This is a genomic window from Oceaniglobus sp. K40-3, from assembly GCF_055808395.1.
Map to the genome: position 1 here is coordinate 65,706 of NZ_JBVVRW010000005.1, position 17,671 is coordinate 83,376.

The 17,671-nt window shown below is 57.7% G+C and carries 17 protein-coding genes; 10 read left to right on the forward strand and 7 right to left on the reverse strand.

From position 1 onward, the window contains the following. The 9 genes from AC0L7P_RS22200 (at position 1) to phoB (ending at position 8,210) form a co-directional block, all read left to right on the forward strand. Positions 1 to 774 carry a DeoR/GlpR family DNA-binding transcription regulator gene (locus tag AC0L7P_RS22200; protein WP_473436301.1) on the forward strand — a complete coding sequence of 258 codons (774 nt, stop codon included), beginning with the start codon at positions 1 to 3 and terminating at the stop codon, positions 772 to 774. Between the two features lie 85 nt (positions 775 to 859). Then, positions 860 to 1,705, forward strand: coding sequence for an ester cyclase (locus AC0L7P_RS22205; RefSeq protein WP_473436302.1), 846 nt, complete (start codon positions 860 to 862; stop codon positions 1,703 to 1,705). Then, on the forward strand, positions 1,675 to 1,929 hold the full coding sequence (locus tag AC0L7P_RS22210; RefSeq protein ID WP_473436303.1) for an ester cyclase: 255 nt from the start codon (positions 1,675 to 1,677) through the stop codon (positions 1,927 to 1,929). The genes AC0L7P_RS22205 and AC0L7P_RS22210 overlap by 31 nt, the downstream gene beginning before the upstream one ends. A gap of 251 nt (positions 1,930 to 2,180) precedes the next feature. Next, the gene (locus AC0L7P_RS22215) at positions 2,181 to 3,227 is read left to right on the forward strand and encodes a substrate-binding domain-containing protein (RefSeq protein WP_473436304.1); all 1,047 of its coding nucleotides are present in this window, start codon (positions 2,181 to 2,183) and stop codon (positions 3,225 to 3,227) included. A gap of 68 nt (positions 3,228 to 3,295) precedes the next feature. Continuing rightward, the gene (pstC, locus tag AC0L7P_RS22220) at positions 3,296 to 4,672 is read left to right on the forward strand and encodes a phosphate ABC transporter permease subunit PstC (protein WP_473436305.1); all 1,377 of its coding nucleotides are present in this window, start codon (positions 3,296 to 3,298) and stop codon (positions 4,670 to 4,672) included. A gap of 11 nt (positions 4,673 to 4,683) precedes the next feature. After that, the gene (gene pstA / locus AC0L7P_RS22225; protein ID WP_473436306.1) at positions 4,684 to 5,976 is read left to right on the forward strand and encodes a phosphate ABC transporter permease PstA; all 1,293 of its coding nucleotides are present in this window, start codon (positions 4,684 to 4,686) and stop codon (positions 5,974 to 5,976) included. Beyond that, positions 5,970 to 6,791, forward strand: a complete 822-nt coding sequence (pstB, locus tag AC0L7P_RS22230) for a phosphate ABC transporter ATP-binding protein PstB (RefSeq protein WP_473436307.1) — start codon at positions 5,970 to 5,972, stop codon at positions 6,789 to 6,791. The genes pstA and pstB overlap by 7 nt, the downstream gene beginning before the upstream one ends. Positions 6,792 to 6,801: 10 nt before the next feature. Then, positions 6,802 to 7,524, forward strand: coding sequence for a phosphate signaling complex protein PhoU (phoU, locus tag AC0L7P_RS22235; RefSeq protein ID WP_473436308.1), 723 nt, complete (start codon positions 6,802 to 6,804; stop codon positions 7,522 to 7,524). Further along, positions 7,521 to 8,210: a phosphate regulon transcriptional regulator PhoB gene (gene phoB / locus AC0L7P_RS22240; RefSeq protein WP_473436309.1), complete on the forward strand. Its 690-nt coding sequence runs from the start codon at positions 7,521 to 7,523 to the stop codon at positions 8,208 to 8,210. The genes phoU and phoB overlap by 4 nt, the downstream gene beginning before the upstream one ends. Before the next feature lie 39 nt (positions 8,211 to 8,249). Here phoB and AC0L7P_RS22245 read toward each other — a convergent pair whose 3' ends face one another. The 7 genes from AC0L7P_RS22245 to AC0L7P_RS22275 all read right to left on the reverse strand — a co-directional run bounded on the left by AC0L7P_RS22245 (position 8,250) and on the right by AC0L7P_RS22275 (position 16,556). Continuing rightward, on the reverse strand, positions 8,250 to 9,770 hold the full coding sequence (locus AC0L7P_RS22245; protein WP_473436310.1) for a sulfatase family protein: 1,521 nt from the start codon (positions 9,768 to 9,770) through the stop codon (positions 8,250 to 8,252). A gap of 125 nt (positions 9,771 to 9,895) precedes the next feature. Beyond that, on the reverse strand, positions 9,896 to 10,684 hold the full coding sequence (locus AC0L7P_RS22250; protein ID WP_473436311.1) for a DeoR/GlpR family DNA-binding transcription regulator: 789 nt from the start codon (positions 10,682 to 10,684) through the stop codon (positions 9,896 to 9,898). Positions 10,685 to 10,778: 94 nt separating this feature from the next. Next, positions 10,779 to 12,185, reverse strand: coding sequence for an amidase (locus AC0L7P_RS22255; protein ID WP_473436312.1), 1,407 nt, complete (start codon positions 12,183 to 12,185; stop codon positions 10,779 to 10,781). Between the two features lie 4 nt (positions 12,186 to 12,189). After that, positions 12,190 to 13,248, reverse strand: a complete 1,059-nt coding sequence (locus tag AC0L7P_RS22260; RefSeq protein ID WP_473436313.1) for an ABC transporter ATP-binding protein — start codon at positions 13,246 to 13,248, stop codon at positions 12,190 to 12,192. 4 nt (positions 13,249 to 13,252) lie between these two features. Next, the gene (locus AC0L7P_RS22265) at positions 13,253 to 14,140 is read right to left on the reverse strand and encodes a carbohydrate ABC transporter permease (protein ID WP_473436314.1); all 888 of its coding nucleotides are present in this window, start codon (positions 14,138 to 14,140) and stop codon (positions 13,253 to 13,255) included. A 2-nt stretch (positions 14,141 to 14,142) separates the two neighbouring features. Continuing rightward, positions 14,143 to 14,913 carry a carbohydrate ABC transporter permease gene (locus AC0L7P_RS22270; protein WP_473436315.1) on the reverse strand — a complete coding sequence of 257 codons (771 nt, stop codon included), beginning with the start codon at positions 14,911 to 14,913 and terminating at the stop codon, positions 14,143 to 14,145. Between the two features lie 278 nt (positions 14,914 to 15,191). Beyond that, positions 15,192 to 16,556 (reverse strand): extracellular solute-binding protein, encoded by a 1,365-nt coding sequence (locus AC0L7P_RS22275; protein WP_473436316.1) that lies wholly within the window; start codon positions 16,554 to 16,556, stop codon positions 15,192 to 15,194. Between the two features lie 160 nt (positions 16,557 to 16,716). Between AC0L7P_RS22275 and AC0L7P_RS22280 the strand changes: the two genes are divergently transcribed. After that, complete coding sequence (locus AC0L7P_RS22280) at positions 16,717 to 17,520, forward strand: BtpA/SgcQ family protein (protein ID WP_473436317.1); 804 nt, start codon at positions 16,717 to 16,719, stop codon at positions 17,518 to 17,520. Positions 17,521 to 17,671: the final 151 nt, after the last annotated feature.

The following is a 17,671-nucleotide window of genomic DNA, read 5'->3' on the forward strand; positions in this document are numbered from 1 at the left end:
ATGACAAGTCGTCCGCCCACGGTTCGCCCGCAGGCCCGCAAGGCTGCCCTGGTTGAATTCATTGATCGCCGGGGCGAGGCGAGCGTTGAGGAACTCGGGCTTAAATTCGGGATGTCGCTGGAAACCGTTCGCCGGGATCTGAACGCGCTTGCCGATCTGGGGCAGATCCGCAAGGTCCATGGGGGCGCGGTTCGCATATCCACTGCCGGCGAAGGCCCGTTCCATGACCGGCAGAAACGAAACATGCTGGCCAAACATCTTGCCGCAGAAAAACTTTCCAACCTTGTGCAGCCCGGAGAATCGGTTTTGATCGACACCGGCTCAACCACCCTTATCGCGGCGGGGGTTCTGGCCCGGATCAGGGATTTGACCATTATCACCAATTCCACGCGCATCGCCGATGTCTTTGCCCGCGCGGGCAATGGGGCCGATGTCGTTCTTCTGGGCGGAACCTATCGGGCAGACAATGCACAGACGGTGGGGCCGGTCACCTGCGCCGAAATTGGCAGATATTGCACCGATCATGCGATCCTGACGATCGGCACGCTGAATGGGGCCGGGGCATTCGATTATTCCCGGGACGAGGCGCAGGTTGCCCGCGCAATGATCGCAGCGGCGGGGCGCCTTTCCATCGTTGCGGATTGTTCCAAGCTGGGCAGGAAATCGACATTTCAGGTTTGCCCTCTCGAACAGATTGACACGCTGATCCTTGATGAACTGCCGCCCGAAAACCTGCTGTCGACGTTGAAATCGGCAGAAATCGCGCTGCTTTGATTGTTACAGCCGGGGGCAAGCCCTGCTTGCCAAATTCGCGGTTCCCGGGCCATAGTGCCACGGAAACGATCTGCGGAATACTGCTGTGACCGAAAATCTACGCGCCATGAAACGTCATCTGCATGAGGGGCTGTCGGCCCTTTGTGCCGCCGGGCCAACCGGCCTGGCGGATGCCGCAGCGGCGCTTTATCACCCGGATGTCGCGCTGCGGGCGGCGCATCCGATGAACGAAACCCAGGGCGTTGAACCGTTGCTGGAAACACTCTGGTTGCCCCTGCTGCGGTCATTCCCGGATGTGGAACGCCGCGATCTTCTGGTGGTCGGCGGCGGCTATGAAAACCGCGACTATGTGGGGATGGTCGGTCATTATTGCGGTACCTTCCGAAACGACTGGCTCGGGATTCCGGCGACGGGGCGCCCGATCAACATTCGCTATGGCGAAATCCATCAGGTGCAGGATGGCAGGATCATCCAATCCAACTGCATCTGGGATGTGCTGGATGTGATCCGGCAGGCCGGATTTTGGCCGCTGGCCCCCAGTCGTGGCGCCGAAGGGATGTGGTATGGCCCGCTGACCGGCGACGGGTTGGATTTTTCGGCGCGCGATCCGGCGCAATCAGCGCAAAGCATAGCGCAAACCCTGGCGATGCACGGCACCTTGGGCGCCTATGATGATCTGGCCGGGGCAGGGCGCGACGGGTTGTTGAACATGCCGCAAAAGCAACACTGGCACCCAAAGATGATGTGGTACGGGCCATCGGGAATCGGCACGACACGCGGGCTTCAGGGGTTTGTGGATTATCACCAGCTCCCCTTTCGCATTGCGTTTCCAAAGCGCAAGGGCGGCGGGCAATGGGACGAAATCGCCGAGCTGAAAGCGCAGCATCAGGGGGGCATTACGTGCGTCTTGGTGACGGGTCATATTCCCTGACGGCGGGATGGCCCAGTGTGTTTGCCAATCATCTGGGCGGCGGCTTTCTGGGCCTTGGCCCGACGAACCGTCCGGTCACCATGCGTGTCATGGATTTTTATTTGCACCACCAAGGCCTGATCCGCGAAAACTGGGTTCCGATCGACATCCTTGATCTGCTGATGCAGATGGGGGTCGATGTTCTTGACCGCATGAACAGTCATTTTCGGGTGGATGGGGCTTAGGGCATTCGCATGGCCAATCGCGCCGTTGCGAAACGGGAACGGGCAGCAGGCCGGGCCAAAAGTTGACCACAGCGCCGGACGATACCGGAAAATCGCGGAACGTGCGGCTGTAAGATTCTGGGGCCAGCGGGCCGCCGGCAATTCGGCATCTTGTCACAAAAGTGTAACAAAACTCTTACATACGCATCACAATAGCAGCGTATCCGGCACCCAGGTCGTGTTCTCGACCGATGCAAACCTGGGAGTATTCCATGTATCATCTGAAACTGGCTGCAACTGTCTGTGCGGTCGCTGGCATCTCTGCGGTCGCTGCCGTTGCGCAAAGCCGTGATGCAATCCGCATCGTCGGATCGTCGACGGTCTTTCCGTACACCCAAGCCGTGGCAGAACAATTCGCCAACAACACCGGCGCACCTTCGCCCATTGTCGAATCGACCGGTACGGGCGGTGGCATGCAGATTTTCTGTGGCGGCATTGGCGAAGCGCATGCTGACATTACCGGCGCGTCGCGTGCCATGAAAGCATCGGAATACGCACTTTGCAAACAGAACGGTGTCACCGATATTTCGGAAGCACTGATCGGCTTTGATGGTCTGTCGCTGGCGATTTCACGCGACAACGATCAGGACTGGAGCCTCACACTCGGCGAAGTGTACCTTGCCCTCGCGGCCCAGGTGCCAGTCAACGGTGCGTGGGTCGACAACCCCTATACCAAATGGTCGGAAATCAACCCGGGCCTGCCTGGCACCGAAATCCTGGCGTATGGCCCGCCGCCGACTTCGGGCACGCGCGATGCTTTTGTCGAACTGGCGATGCATGCCGGTTGCAGGGAACTGGACTATGTCGCAAGTGGTGGCTTTGACGGTGATTGGATTGACGAGAACTGTTCGCGCATGCGCACCGACGGCCCATTCGTCGAAGCGGGCGAAAATGACAACCTGATCGTTCAGCGTATCGAGGCTGACCCGAACTCCATGGGCATCTTCGGGTATTCGTTCCTGTACGAGAACCTCGACAAGTTGAAGGGTGTTGCCATCGAAGGCGTCGAGCCGTCCATCGACACCATCGCCGACAAATCCTATCCGATCTCGCGCCCGCTGTATTTTTACGTGAAGAACGCGCACCGCGGCGTGATCCCGAACCTGAACGAATTTATCGAGGAATATATGTCCGATGATGCGCTGGCGTCGGGTGGCTATCTGTCCGAGCGTGGCCTCGTTCCGCTGGCCGAAGAGCGCATGAACGCGCTTCAGAAAGCCGTGCTGAACAGCACCGCCATGGACGCTCCTGCAAGCTGACGTGCGGCGTAACGCGCCCGGGTCGGAGATTTCCGGCCCGGGCATCCTTAATCAGGCGGGACTTTCCGATGACGACCTTGGCTTTCGCTATTCTTATTGCTGCCAGTCTTGTGGCCTATGCGTTGAACCGACGCGCCGCCATCGGGATCAGGGATGACGGACAAAGGCTTCATTCCGTTTCCGGCTATCACGGCCTCTTTGCGCTGTTGTTGATCCTTGTACCGGTTCTTGTCATCATTCTGGCATGGCTGGTACTTCAGGGGTCGGTCATCAATGCCGTGGTGATGCGGGGCCTGCCCGAGGGAACCCTTGACGGGGTCAGTCAGGGGCAGGCCGATCTTATTCTTGCTGAAATCAAATCGGTCGCGGGCGGTCGTATCTTCGGCACGCCAGAACCATGGAAGATCAGCGCCGCCGAGCGGCTGAGCGATCTGCGGCAGATGGCATCCCTGGCGCTCGTGCTGATGACGGCGATACTCAGCGCCGGGATTGCGGCATTCGCGCGGCGCAAGGTTGCCGCGTCGTTTCGCGCCCGTCAGGGTGTCGAAAAAATCGTTTCTGGGCTTATGATCTTTTGCTCTGTCGTCGCTATATTCACCACCGTGGGTATCGTTGCATCCCTTGCCTTCGAGACGTTCAAATTTCTGCGGCTCGTGCCGTTGAGCGAATTTCTTTTCGGTTTGAACTGGGAACCCCAGATACCCATCAGAGCAGATCAGATCGCTGCTGCCGGGGCCTTTGGGTGGATTCCGGTCATCGTCGGAACGGTCGTGATTACCATCGTCGCCATTCTGATCGCGGTGCCGGTCGGGTTGCTTTCGGCGATCTACCTTTTTGAATTCGCGCCCAAACCGGTACGGGCTGTCTGCAAGCCGATCCTCGAAATCCTCGCTGGCGTGCCAACGGTTGTTTACGGTTTCTTTGCGGTTCTTGTCGTCGCGCCTGCAATCCGCAGTTTCGGTGCCTCGCTGGGCATTCCCGTTGCGCCCAACACCGCCCTGGCAGCGGGTGGTGTGATGGGCATCATGCTGGTTCCCTTTATTTCGTCGTTTGCCGACGATGCGCTGTCGGCGGTCCCCCGCGCCATGCGTGATGGTGCCCTGGCGCTTGGCGCGACGCGCGCCGAAACCGTGCTGAACGTCCTTTTTCCGGCGGCGATCCCCGGTATCGTCGGCGGTGTGCTTCTCGCCGTCAGTCGCGCGATCGGCGAAACGATGATCGTTGTCATGGCAGCCGGACTGATCGCAAACCTGACCCTTAATCCGTTGGAAAGCGTTACGACCGTCACCGTTCAGATTGTCACGCTTCTTATCGGTGACACGTCCTTTGACAACCCCAAGACCCTGGCGGCGTTTGCCCTTGGGATGATGCTTTTCATCGTCACGCTCATCATCAACATCTTCGCGCTTCGGATCGTTCGGAAATACCGCGAAGCCTACGACTGAGGATCAGACAAATGACAGATATTCCCTCCGGTTCCATGCCCGAGGCGACGATCGGCAAAGTGCGTGGAACCCTCGCACGGCGCCACCGCAAACAATGGATCCTTCAGGGTCTGGGGGTTGCGGCCATATGCACCGCATTTCTGATGTTGTTCATCCTGCTCGGGTCGCTTCTGTCGACGGGGTACAAAGCGTTCACGCAAACGCAAATCACGCTCGACGTGTACATTGACCCCGCCAGGGTTGACCGCGACAGGCCAGAGCGCGGTAGTTTTGACGAATTTCTTTCCACGGCGCTTGCCGCGCGTCTGCCGTCGGTCAATCCGACAGACCGTGGGACACTGCGCACGATTGGCAGGATCTTGTCAAACGGCGCCCAGTTCGCCCTGCGCGACAGGGTGGTTGGCGATCCCGAACTGATCGGGCAGAAGGTCACGATCACGGTGCCGGTTTCGGACCCTTACGATCAGCTCTATAAAGGTCTGCTTGACCGAAACACCCCAGAGACCTTTCGGAGCCTGAAGGACGACGAAATCGGTTACTATGATCAGTTGATGCAAGCGGGTGCCATCACATCGCGCGTCAATACCGGCCTGATCACACGTGCCGACAGCCGCTTTCCTGAACTTGCCGGCCTCAGGGGGGCAATCATGGGATCGTTCTGGGCGCTTCTGATCTGCTTTCTGATCTCGTTTCCGCTGGGCATCGGCGCGGCGGTCTGGCTCGAGGAATTTGCGCCGAAAAACAAGATCAGCGATCTTGTCGAGGTCAATATCAACAACCTCGCCGCTGTTCCCTCTGTGGTCTTTGGCCTTTTGGCGCTTGCGGTATTCATCGGCTGGTTCGGGATGCCGCGTTCGGCGCCGTTCGTGGGTGGCCTGACGCTGGCGCTGATGACCATGCCGACGATCATCATTGCGACGCGCGCCGCGCTCAGGGCTGTTCCGCCGTCCATACGCGAAGCTGCATTGGGCGTTGGCGCATCACAACAACAGGTGGTTTTCGGTCACGTTGTGCCGCTGGCCATGCCGGGCGTTCTTACCGGCACGATCATCGGTCTGGCGCAGGCATTGGGCGAAACCGCGCCGCTGCTGCTGATCGGGATGAACGCCTTCATCACGTCGGCCCCGGGCACCCCCTTTGAAAGCGCGACCGCCCTGCCCACACAAATCTTTATATGGGCAGACAGCCCAGAGCGCGGCTTTGTCAGCCGAACCTCGGCTGCAATTCTCGTATTGCTGGCCTTTCTGATCATGATGAACGCCATCGCGGTCTTCCTGCGCAGCAAGTTTGAACGCAAATGGTAACCCCGAAAGGAGAGTCCGTGGACGACCTCAGAGCAATCGACGCCGATGTCGATACACATGCGACCAAGATCAGCGCCAAGGGTGTTCAGGTTCACTATGGCGACACCCATGCGATCAAGGATGTCGGCGTTGAAATCAAGGAACGCACGGTAACCGCCTTTATTGGCCCGTCAGGTTGCGGCAAGTCGACATTCCTGCGGTGCATCAACCGCATGAACGATACCATTGATATTTGCCGCGTCGAAGGTGACATTCTGATTGATGGCGCAGATATCTATGATCGCGACGTTGATCCGGTGCAACTGCGGGCCCGTGTCGGAATGGTATTCCAGAAGCCGAACCCGTTTCCCAAATCTATCTACGACAATATCGCCTATGGCCCGAAAATTCACGGATTGACAAAATCCAAGGCCGATATGGATGAAATCGTTGAAAAATCGCTTCGTCGTGGGGCGATTTGGAACGAGGTCAAAGATCGGTTGCACGCGCCGGGAACCGGCCTGTCAGGTGGTCAACAGCAACGTCTTTGCATCGCAAGAGCCATCGCGACAAACCCCGAGGTTCTTTTGATGGACGAGCCGTGTTCCGCCCTTGACCCTATTGCAACGTCGCAGGTCGAAGAACTGATCGACAGTCTGCGCCAGAACTTTACCGTCGTGATTGTCACGCATTCGATGCAGCAGGCCGCGCGGGTCAGCCAGAAAACGGCATTCTTTCATCTCGGAAACCTTGTCGAGTATGGCGACACAAGCGCGATATTCACGAACCCCCGTGACGGTCGGACCGAGAGCTATATTACCGGGCGGATCGGATAGGAGAATTGGCATGAACCCACAGCATATTGCCAGCGCGTTTGATCGTGATCTTGAAGGCGTGCAGGCCATGGTCATGAAGATGGGCGGTCTTGTCGAGTCAGCGATGATCCAAGCGGCCCGGGCTCTCGAAATCCAAGATCTGGAGCAAGCTGAAGCCGTCCGCCGGAATGACAGGGCGATCGACAGGCTCGATGAAACCATCAAGCTGGATTGCGCCCGGATACTGGCGACCAGATCGCCGACAGCAAGCGACCTTCGCACCGTTCTGACAGTCATGAGCATCAGTTCCAATCTGGAGCGCTGCGGCGACTATGCAAAAAACATTGCGAAACGCACGACCGTCGTGACCCGGGAACAGCCGATCACCGGGGCATCGTCTGCCTTGCGGGCGATGCAGATGGCCGTTCAACACATGATCAACGATGCGCTTGATGCCTATATCCGCCGCGATGTCGAAAAGGCACAAGAGGTTCGCACACGGGATCGCGACGTAGATCAAATGTACAACGTCCTGTTCAGGTCGCTTCTGACACATATGATGGAGGACACCCACAACATCACCGCCTGCATGCACCTCCATTTCATTGCCAAGAACATCGAGAGGATGGGCGATCACAGTACATCGATTGCTGAACAGGTGATTTATCTGGTTTCTGGCGATTTACCCGACGATGATCGCCCAAAGAACGACACGACCTCCCTTGCCCCCGCGATGGAGCAGTACGGCGCATGAGACCTGACCAACCGATCATCCTTGTCGTAGAAGACGAACCTGCCCAACGTGCGGTGCTTGTCTACAATCTCGGCAGCCAGGGCTTTACGGTCTTGCAGGCGGAAACCGGTGACGAAGCTCTTTTGGTTATCGAAGAGCAGGTTCCGGATGTCATTGTGCTGGACTGGATGCTGCCGGGTGTGTCCGGTATCGAGATTTGTCGTCGTCTCAAGGCGCGATCATCGACACGCGGAATACCCGTTCTGATGATTTCCGCGCGCGGCGAAGAAGGCGATCGGGTTCGCGGGCTTGAAACCGGAGCAGATGATTATGTTCCCAAGCCCTATTCCGTCGCCGAATTTCTGGCGCGGGTCCGCAATCAACTGCGCCGGGTGCGGCCAGCGTCAGCCGGTCAGCGCCTGCAGTTTGAAAATATCGTGCTGAACGCCGAAACGCACAGAGTGTCACGCGACGAAAAGGTGCTAAAGCTTGGCCCGACGGAATTTCGGCTCTTGTCGGCCTTGATGGAAAAGCCCGGGCGTGTCTGGAGCCGGGAGCAACTGCTTGATCGGGTCTGGGGGCGTGACATTTACGTCGACACCCGAACTGTCGATGTCCATATCGGGCGCCTCAGAAAGGCAATTTGCCCAAACGGCGCGTCTGATCCGATCAGAACTGTCCGCGGCGCGGGCTATGCGTTGGGATGAATGTTGCCCAATGTCCGGCAAGGCGATGACCCGCCTGAATCAGACGGGTTTTGGCTTTGCCTTCTCATGGGCCGGGATTGCGTGCGGGTCTTTCAGAAAGCCACCCAACCTCGTTCGATAATCGGCGGCAAGATCACTGCGGCCGGATGTTTCCAGTCGCGCAAGATACCGCTCTGGTTCGGAATACAAAACCGGCCCACGTGCGAGATTCTGCTGCAACTTGTCAGGTTCGGACGTGGGGCGTCCGGCATATTCGAACCACCAATCGGCGAGGTCAGCCTTTAACGGTGTGGCGCGTTCGGGGTGACCCGGCATCAGATCTTTCGTCATGTGCGGATCATCGGACAGGTCATAGAGCGCCTCGGGATCCGCCTTGTAAGTGCCCGGATGCAACGTGCGGATATAGAGCAGATCGCCTTTGCGCACCGCCCGTTGAAAGGTGTGAACCCCTTGGCTGAGGATCAGGTGATCGCGCCCGTCGAAATCTTCGCCGCGCAAAACGGGTGCAAACGATCTGCCGTGCCATCCCTCAGGCGTGGGCAGGCCCAACATGTCACAAAGCGTGGGGCCGAAATCAAGGTGATAGAACAATCCGTCATGTGATCGCTTTTCGTCGGGCAGCCGGTCGGTCACGCCGGGCCAATGAACGATCAGCGGAACCCGTGTTGTCGCGGGGTGGGCATAGGCGTGTTCGCCATAGATGCCATGTTCGCCAAAGGCTTCGCCGTGATCGGCAGTAAAGACAATGGCCGTGTCCTTTTCGATTCCCAATTCCTTGAGTTTCTGCAAAATCCTGCCGATGTGATGGTCGATATAGGAAATTGCACCGTCATAGCCGTTGATCAGCTGTTCGAAATCGGCGCGATCACTGATCGCATGTGGCGTGATCTCGGGGTTTGGCGACGGATCGCCGTAAGCGCCGTGCAGATCCCGGGCTGTGGCCGCGCCGTAAAGGGTCTGATGCGCGGCGATCGTGTCGGCGTCGGGCCATTCGGGCGCTGGCCCGCTGGCCGCAGCGCGATCAAGCGTCGCCTTGTCGATCTGGTAATCGCGATGGGCATCCCAGAAGTTGAGCATCAAAAACCACTTGTCATCCTTGCCCCGCCTGTCGAGCCAACCCAGCGCCGTGTCGGCCACCTCTGCCGCGTCTTCGTCGATACCCAATGACAGGCTGGGGCGCAGGAATTCCATGAAGTTGCCATGGAACCAATAGGCCTGATGCCGTTCGGCAAAGCAGGTCATGCCAACGGTGTGATATCCGCCGGTGTTGGCCAGGTGAAAGCCAAGAAAGGGCGCATCGCCGCGCTGGCTGCGCGACTCTGTCAGATAGAGATCGCCGTCGTTGGATTGATGCCCGATTGCCCCGGTTGTGATGCCGAATCTTTGCGTGGTGAACCCGGCGCGGGAAGGCACGCACGGGGTGTCGGAACTGTGACATTCATCAAACCGGACACCCTTGTCCGCAATCGACTGAATGTTCGGTGTCAATTTCCGCGCATAGCCATATGGCGAGGTGTGGTCGGGTCGCAGAGAATCGACGTCTATGTAAATGATGCGCATAGGGACCTCTCGTTTCGGCGGGATGGGGAAGGGTCACAAACAAATAGCACCAAAAAACACCAAAATCAAACTTATTGTGTTATGTTGTGGTCGATAATGTTAGATATTTGTGCCATTTCGCGGCATCAGACCGCGATCACGACCTCGACATCGAAATCGGCCAGGACCGCAGCCATTTCCACGGGAAGCGGGGCGTCGGTGATCAGAACATCAATTATGTCAAACCCCATCACCCGGACCGCAGAAGATTTCCCAACCTTGGAACTATCGACCAAAAGCACCCGCGACAGCGATTGGGCCGCGAGGGTTTTCTTGATTTCCGCGTCTTCGATGGAATAATCGAACAACCCGTCTTCGGTGATCCCCGCCACCGCAAGAAAGGCGATTTCGAATCTGAAATCCCGCAGATAGGCGATGGTTTGTGCCCCCACCGTCGAAGGGTCGGCGCCTGCAATCCGCCCGCAGGGTGCGTAAATCTGCATCTGGTTCTTCGCAAGCAGACCCTGGATCGGCAACGAAGCACAGACAATGTGAACCGTGTTGTCAGATATCAGTGATGCGAGTTCGAAACATGTGGTCCCAACGTCGATGGCAATCGTTTCGCGCGGCTGGATGCGACGGACCGCGCTGGCCGCAATGCGCATTTTCTCGGGCCGGTTGCGGGTGGCACGGTTTTCGACGCTCGGCTCGATCATCTCGAACACCTTGCTGCGCAAGCCGTCGTTCGAATGCGCCCCGCCGTGGGTCCGCACCACATGCCCTTCGGCACCCAGCTTGTCCATATCCCGCCGGATTGTCATTTCCGACACGCCCAGCCGCTCGGCGATCTCGCTGACCGAGGCGTGGCCATTGCCCTCCACCTCGGCCAGAATGGCCTCAAGGCGGACAGTGGCGGGGATACGTTTTGTGGTCATTTTCACAACTCAAACTTGCGTTCATCCAGTGAACATAAATGAAATCTACCAAAAACGAACAAAAAATGTCAATGATTCACGCACCTGCCCCTGCTTATTCGGGCGGTCGCTGGTGGGCCCACGGGGCCATCAGCTCATACGCGCGGGACGCCTGCAAGACCAATGCATCCCCATGGCGCGGCCCGACAATTTGCAGGCCGATGGGCAAGCCCTGCCTGGACAGGCCGGCGGGAACGCTGGCAGCCGGGTTGTGGAACACATTGAACGGAGAACTGAAGGGCGCCCATTCCATCCAGTCCCAATCGTGTTCCGGATAATCTTCGGGCCGCAGTCGGCCATTGGTGACCGGCAGGCAGGCCACTGTCGGCGTCAGCAACAGATCGTGCTGACCAAACCATGCAACGAGGCGCTGAAAGATCGGAAAGGCGTTCACCTTGTCGAACAGGAATTCCCCAGAGGTCTGATTCAACGCGCCACGGGCACAAGCAACAAGCGCGGGATCAAGCCTGTCGAGCTGATCCCCAAGACGATGAAACACGATGGCCGACATGATCGCCTGCCAATTGCGTTTGGCAATCTCCATCAACCCCGAAAGGTCCAGATCTGCGGCCACGACTTCGGCGCCGAGATCACAGAACCGCTGGGCCGCCTTTTCACAGGCGGCCAGAACCTCTGGGTCAATCTTGTCAACGAAACCAAGATCCGCGCTCCATCCGATACGCATGCCCTTGAGCGGCTTGTCGAGGCTCTCCAGATACTTGGGCGACGGGCATTCCAGCGAATAGAGGTCGCGATCATCGGGGCCTGAGCAGGCCTCCATCATCAACGCGGCATCGGTGACATTTCGGGTCAATGGGCCGTAATGGGTATGTTGGTTGGTATTGGGCAGCATCAAAGGGATGCGGCCGTGCGATGGCTTCAGGCCGTAGATGCCGCAAAAGGATGCCGGAATCCGGATTGATCCGGCGCCGTCCGTTCCCGTTGCCAGCGGGACCATGCCGGTCGCCACCGCAACGGCAGAGCCGCCGGAACTGCCACCGGGATTGCGCGTCTTGTCCCACGGATTATGCGTCATGCCGTGCAGTTCGGAATAAGTCAGCCCCATCCACGCCATATCCGGCGTGGTGGTTTTGCCCAGCGGGATCGCGCCGGCGTTTTCCATCCGCTCGATGATTGGTGAAAACCCGGTGGCCACATGGCCCGCGTTGGGAAGCGAACCGACAGTGGTGACCTGCCCTTGGTAATCATCTGAATCCTTGATCGCATAGGGCACCCCATGCAGGGGCCCCCAGAATTCACCGCGCATCTGCGCCTCTTCGGCCGTTTTTGCCTTGGTGCGGGCAATATCGAACATCGGCAGGCAAAAGGCGTTGAGGGCGCCATCCAACTTTTCGATCCGTGTGATACAGGCCTCGGTCACCTCAACCGGCGACAGCGTCTTGTTTCTGACCCGGGCTGCAATTTCGCTGGCGTCCATCCAATGCAGTTCAGTTGCGCTCATTGCCTCAGATCCTTTGTCCGGTCGCCGCATCGAAAAGATGCACTGCATCAAGGCGCAATGACACGGAAATTCCCTGCCCGGGCCTGAGATCGAGCCTCTCTTGTTGGGTGATCTGCACCTCTTGGCCGCCGATCGTACCGCTCAGGATTGTTTCATTGCCGGTGGGTTCGACCACGTCGACCTTCATGACCGTCATGCCATCGCTTGCGACAATCTCGAAATGCTCTGGCCGGATGCCATATTTCGCGGCGCGCCCATTGGCGGCGGCAACACCCTGGGGCAAGGGCAAGATACTGCCATCGGTCAGTTGGAACCCTGAATCAGTGATCGTTCCTTCCAGCAAATTGATCGCGGGCGAGCCGATAAAGGTTGCCACGAACTCATTCGTTGGGGCGTCGTACAGTTCGAGCGGAGAGCCGATCTGTTCGATATTGCCGCCGCGCATCACCACGATCCGGTCGGCCATCGTCATGGCCTCGATCTGGTCATGGGTGACATAGACCGAAGTGGCGCCAAGCCGTTGATGCAGCGATTTGATTTCCGTCCGCATCCGCACGCGCAGCTTGGCGTCAAGATTCGAAAGCGGTTCATCAAACAGGAACACCTTGGGGCTGCGCACAATGGCACGCCCCATGGCGACACGCTGGCGCTGGCCGCCCGACAATTCACGCGGAAACCTTTCCAAATAATCGGTCAGGTTCAGGGTTGCAGCAGCGTCGCGAATTCGGGCGTCCATCTCACTGGCGGGAACTTTGGCCAACTTGAGCGCAAACCCCATGTTCTGGGCCACGGTCATATGTGGGTACAGGGCATAGCTTTGAAACACCATTGCGATGTCACGATCCCGGGGCGCGATGTCGTTGATCACCTCGCTGTCGATGCTGACAGTCCCGCCCGTGACATCCTCAAGCCCGGCAATCATGCGCAGCAGGGTCGATTTCCCACAGCCTGAAGGGCCGACAAGCGCAACGAATTCGCCGTCCTGAATGTCGACGTTGATGCCATGGATCACCTCGACAGCACCATAATTTTTCTTGAGATTTTCTACGGAAACGTTGGCCATGGGATTATCCTTTTACTGCGCCGGCGGTGAGGCCTTTAACCAGGTATTTTTGCAGGAGAAGCACCAACAACAGCGTCGGAGCGAGACCGATCAGACAGATCGCCATCATGACGGTGAAAAAGACGAACTGGTCCGATACCAGCCCGGCCAGCACCACCGGCAAAGTCATGTATTCCGGCTTGGATGCAATGATCAGCGGGATCAGCAGTTCGTGCCAGGAAATGATGAAGATGATCACGCCAGAGGCCGCCAGCGCCGGTGTTGAAAGCGGCACCACGATACGCACATAGGCGCCCAGCCGGGTACACCCATCAAGCCGCGCGGATTCCTCAAGCTCTTTGGGAAAGGCCTGAAAATAGGGCACGAGAATGATGACTGCATAGGGAAGCAACAGCCCGACCTCGGCTATGATGATTCCGGGCAAGGTATTGAGCAGCCCGATGTTGCGCATCACGACAAAGAGCGGCAGCATCAGCACGATCAGCGGCACCATGCGACTGATCACCGTTGCGTTCATCAGGTATCCAGTCCAGCGCAGCTTGAGCCGGGTAACCGTCAGCGCCGTCAGGGTGGCCAGCGTCAGCGTCAGCACCGTTACACATGTGGCCACAAGCACCGAGTTGAGAAAGGCATTGCGGAACCAGGTGACCGAGTTTGGCAAATAATCAATGCCCTGAAACGCCTCGCCCTTGTTTTCACCGCCCGACAGGATCAGCCGGAAATTATCCAGCGTGTATTCTGACGGAAGCAGCGCCCAGACGTCTTCTTGCAGCGTGCGTTCGGATTGCAACGCGCCCAGCACCACGGGAACGAGGGGCAGGATCAGAAAGCAAATCACCAGGACATTGGCAAAGTACATGAACATGCGATAGCGGAATGACATTCTTTTCATGATCAGTACTCCACTTTCTTATAGACGTAGCGGACGTATGCGATGGCAACGACACCGACGATCAACGCCAGAACATAGGCCGACGCAGCGCCAACCCCAATGTTGAACGGCGGATTGAACGAGGTCTTGTAGGTGTACCATGCCGCGACCCATGTATCGTTGCCCGGGCCGCCTTGGGTGATCGCGAAAATCTCGTCGAAGATCATGAAGGCAAACGTCGTCCGTAAGATCAGCGTCACTGCGATGATCGGGCGCAGCAGCGGCAAGGTGATATAGCGAAACTTTTCCCACATCGTTGCGCGGTCAAGCTCGGCTGCTTCGTACAGGTGATCCGGGATACCCTGAAGTGCGGCATGATAAAGCAGGATGTTGAACGGAACGGTGCGCCAGACATAGGCAATGATGATCGCCATGAAGGCCGTGGACGAATTGCCCAGCCAGATCACCTGTTCGTCGATCAGGCCCAGTTGATACAGCAGACGGTTGAGATAGCCGAATTGGGTGTTGAAGATAAACGCCCAGAGAAAGCCATTTACGATCGGGGGCACCGCCCAGGGCACAAGGATCAGGAATTTGGTGACCTTGGACAGTTTGATCCGGTGTTCGTTGATCACCAACGCGATCATCAGGCCGATCGTCACCTCAAGCAAAACCGAAATGACGACAAAGAGAACCGTGTTCCTCAAGGATTTCCAGAACACCGGATCGCTGAACAGCTCGGCGTAATTTGCCCAGCCGCTGAAGGCGTACTCTCCCGACCGCAGTTCACGCACGCCGACTTCGTGAAAGGACAAGTATCCGGCAAAGAAAATGGGGTACGCAAGGATGAGGGCAAAACATATCAGGGTCGGGGCATTCATCCCCAATGCCAGCCACGAAGGGGCCAGCTCTCCCCAACGACGTTTCGCCGCCTTGCCTTTACCGATTGCAGTGTCTGACTGTCCTATCATGAGAATGGTCCAATATTTCTACAATTTTCCTGGGCGGTGGTGCCCGTGAAGCGACGGCTGATACTGGCGCCGGGCCAGTATCAGGTGACTTGGGTGCTGCGTTAGCGTTTGGCGGAAATCGCGGCGGCGGTTATGTTGTCACAAGCCACATCAACCGAAATTTCGCCCTTGAGGCAGGCCGCCAGTTCAAGGTTCAACTGCTCGTTCCACTTGCTGTACCAAGGTTCAGTGACCGCAGGCACAACCTTTTCATAGTTCACGCCACTGGCGAATATCCCGTTAAGAACATCAACATCCACCCGGTCCGACCAGGCTTTGCGAACCTCGTCGCTTTGCGCGACCGACGTGAACCCCGGATAGAGCATCGAGCTTTTGGCGAGGCTCAGCGCCTGGGTATAAACGCCGTCCTTGGTTCTGCCGCCAAGATATTGCAGCAACTTCCACGCCCATTCCCGGTTACGGGTCGCGTCGGACATCATGTAGTACCAGGTCGCAACGAGGGTGGCGCCATCACCCGGCAAACCGTGGATCTTGCCCTTGCCGGCAATCGGCGACTGCGCAGGGTCGTTCATCTGGTTCATGAAATAATTGTGGAAGGTGCCCAGATAGAGATGTTTGCCGGTGTTGAAGACCTTTACCGCGGGCAGGAACTTCAGGTTCAGTGAATCGGGATCGGCGATCTCGTGCTTGATGAACGTGTCCTGAAAATACTGGAGCGCTTCGCGGGCGATCGAGCCGGGGCCCATTTCCGGGTTCATGTCCTCGTCGAAAATCCGGCCACCGCGGTTGCAGACCTGGCTGAACCAGGTGCCCGGCAGGGTTTCCAGCGCCGGACCACCGACCCAAAGAAGCGGATATTTCGACACGCCATCGGCCTTGGCCTTCAGGCATTGTTCGGTCAGCTCGTCCCAGCTCTGGAAAGGTTTGCCCGCAAAACCGGCCTTGGTCAAAAGCTCGTCGTTATAGGCAAAGGCCCAGGCAATGGAGAGATAGGGCAGCCCCCACAATTTGCCGTCAACGGTCGCGGTCGACCGCGCGAGCGGGGTCATGTCGGCAATGTAATCCTCGACCCCGGGAAGACCATCAAGCGGGGCGGCAATACCCTGATCAATGTAACTTGCCATGGTCGACAGGATCGAAACAAATACGTCAATATCTTCGCCGGCGGCAAACATGGTGGTCAGCTTGGCGATTTGCGGTTCGATGTTCGGCTCGATGATCGTATCCACCGGAACGCCCCAGTCGGCCTCGAACTTGTCCGCGATTTCCTGATAGATATTTCCGTACTGCCAGACCACAAGGTTGATCCGGTCGACATCCGAATCGGGCCGGGCTGCATAGGCCTCTTGCGCGAATGACATGCCCGGCAGCATGCCCGCACCCGCGGCGCCGACCGCAGCCAGCGCCTTGAGGAAATTCCGGCGTGCGATCAGTACGTCGTCGAGTGATGTCTTTACCTTGGTCATCTGCTTTCTCCCTGTGAATGCCGCTCGCGGCGGCGTCTTTCTGATTTCCACATTTATGGGATTAGCACAAAAAACTACATATTAAAACAAAAATGTTGCTTTGATGTGTTTTTATGTTAGTTATTGAATGATAGAAATCTTGTTCGAGGAGTCTCAGCCCATGATTTTCGATTTTTTGGGAGATAAGAAGCGCGCCGTTGTATCCATGTGTCACATGGGCGCCCTGCCGGGATCGCCGCTCTATGATTCGGATGGCGGTATCAACAAACTGATAGACGACGCGCTGTCGGATATCAGCAAACTTCAGGATGGCGGCGTCGACGCGATCATGTTCGGCAACGAGAATGACCGCCCTTACCTGTTGCAGGCGACACCGGAATCGATTGCTGCCTATACGGCCATCGTGCAGGCCTGCAAACCCGAACTGAAGGTGCCGTTCGGGGTGAACTACCTTTGGGATCCGACCGCTTCTGTCGCGATCGCGGTCGCGACACAGGCCAAATGGGTACGCGAAATCTTTACCGGGGTGTTTGCCTCGGACATGGGTATCTGGGCGCCCAATGCTGCCCGTCCGGCGCGCCTGAAACGCGATCTGGATCGTCGGGATCTTAAACTATTCTTTAATATCAATGCTGAATTTGCCCATAGCCTTGATCAGCGCCCGATCGAGCTTCGCGCCAAATCGGCTATCTTTTCCTCCCTGGCTGACGCCATCCTTGTGTCAGGCCCGATCACCGGCCAACCCGCCGATGCCTCGGATCTGCGCAAGGTGGCCGAGGCTGTGGGCGAGATGGTTCCGGTCTTTGCCAACACCGGCGTGAATGTCGACAATGTCAGCGACGTGATGTCGGTCGCGTCGGGCTGTATCATCGGGTCACACTTCAAGATCGGTGGCGACACGTGGAAGCCGGTCGACGGCGACCGCGTGAAGCGGTTCATGGATAAGGTCAATTCCCTGCGCTAGGATTGTGATCTTATCATCTGTGAAACGCTGCATGAACGACCGGACCGGTCGTTCATGTGCATCCATGTTCCGTGGCGACATGCTGTGCAGGGCAGGCCAAACCGGCGATGATGGCCCGCAGATGAAATCGAACGAAAAGTAACATTGTGCA

Bases quoted from the DNA above. Each gene is read 5' to 3' on its own strand.
- AC0L7P_RS22200 (WP_473436301.1), top strand. From the start codon at position 1: ATGACAAGTCGTCCGCCCACGGTTCGCCCGCAGGCCCGCAAGGCTGCC.
- AC0L7P_RS22215 (WP_473436304.1), top strand. From the start codon at position 2,181: ATGTATCATCTGAAACTGGCTGCAACTGTCTGTGCGGTCGCTGGCATC.
- pstC (WP_473436305.1), top strand. From the start codon at position 3,296: ATGACGACCTTGGCTTTCGCTATTCTTATTGCTGCCAGTCTTGTGGCC.
- pstA (WP_473436306.1), top strand. From the start codon at position 4,684: ATGACAGATATTCCCTCCGGTTCCATGCCCGAGGCGACGATCGGCAAA.
- pstB (WP_473436307.1), top strand. From the start codon at position 5,970: ATGGTAACCCCGAAAGGAGAGTCCGTGGACGACCTCAGAGCAATCGAC.
- phoU (WP_473436308.1), top strand. From the start codon at position 6,802: ATGAACCCACAGCATATTGCCAGCGCGTTTGATCGTGATCTTGAAGGC.
- phoB (WP_473436309.1), top strand. From the start codon at position 7,521: ATGAGACCTGACCAACCGATCATCCTTGTCGTAGAAGACGAACCTGCC.
- AC0L7P_RS22245 (WP_473436310.1), bottom strand. From the start codon at position 9,770: ATGCGCATCATTTACATAGACGTCGATTCTCTGCGACCCGACCACACC.
- AC0L7P_RS22250 (WP_473436311.1), bottom strand. From the start codon at position 10,684: ATGACCACAAAACGTATCCCCGCCACTGTCCGCCTTGAGGCCATTCTG.
- AC0L7P_RS22255 (WP_473436312.1), bottom strand. From the start codon at position 12,185: ATGAGCGCAACTGAACTGCATTGGATGGACGCCAGCGAAATTGCAGCC.
- AC0L7P_RS22260 (WP_473436313.1), bottom strand. From the start codon at position 13,248: ATGGCCAACGTTTCCGTAGAAAATCTCAAGAAAAATTATGGTGCTGTC.
- AC0L7P_RS22265 (WP_473436314.1), bottom strand. From the start codon at position 14,140: ATGAAAAGAATGTCATTCCGCTATCGCATGTTCATGTACTTTGCCAAT.
- AC0L7P_RS22275 (WP_473436316.1), bottom strand. From the start codon at position 16,556: ATGACCAAGGTAAAGACATCACTCGACGACGTACTGATCGCACGCCGG.
- AC0L7P_RS22280 (WP_473436317.1), top strand. From the start codon at position 16,717: ATGATTTTCGATTTTTTGGGAGATAAGAAGCGCGCCGTTGTATCCATG.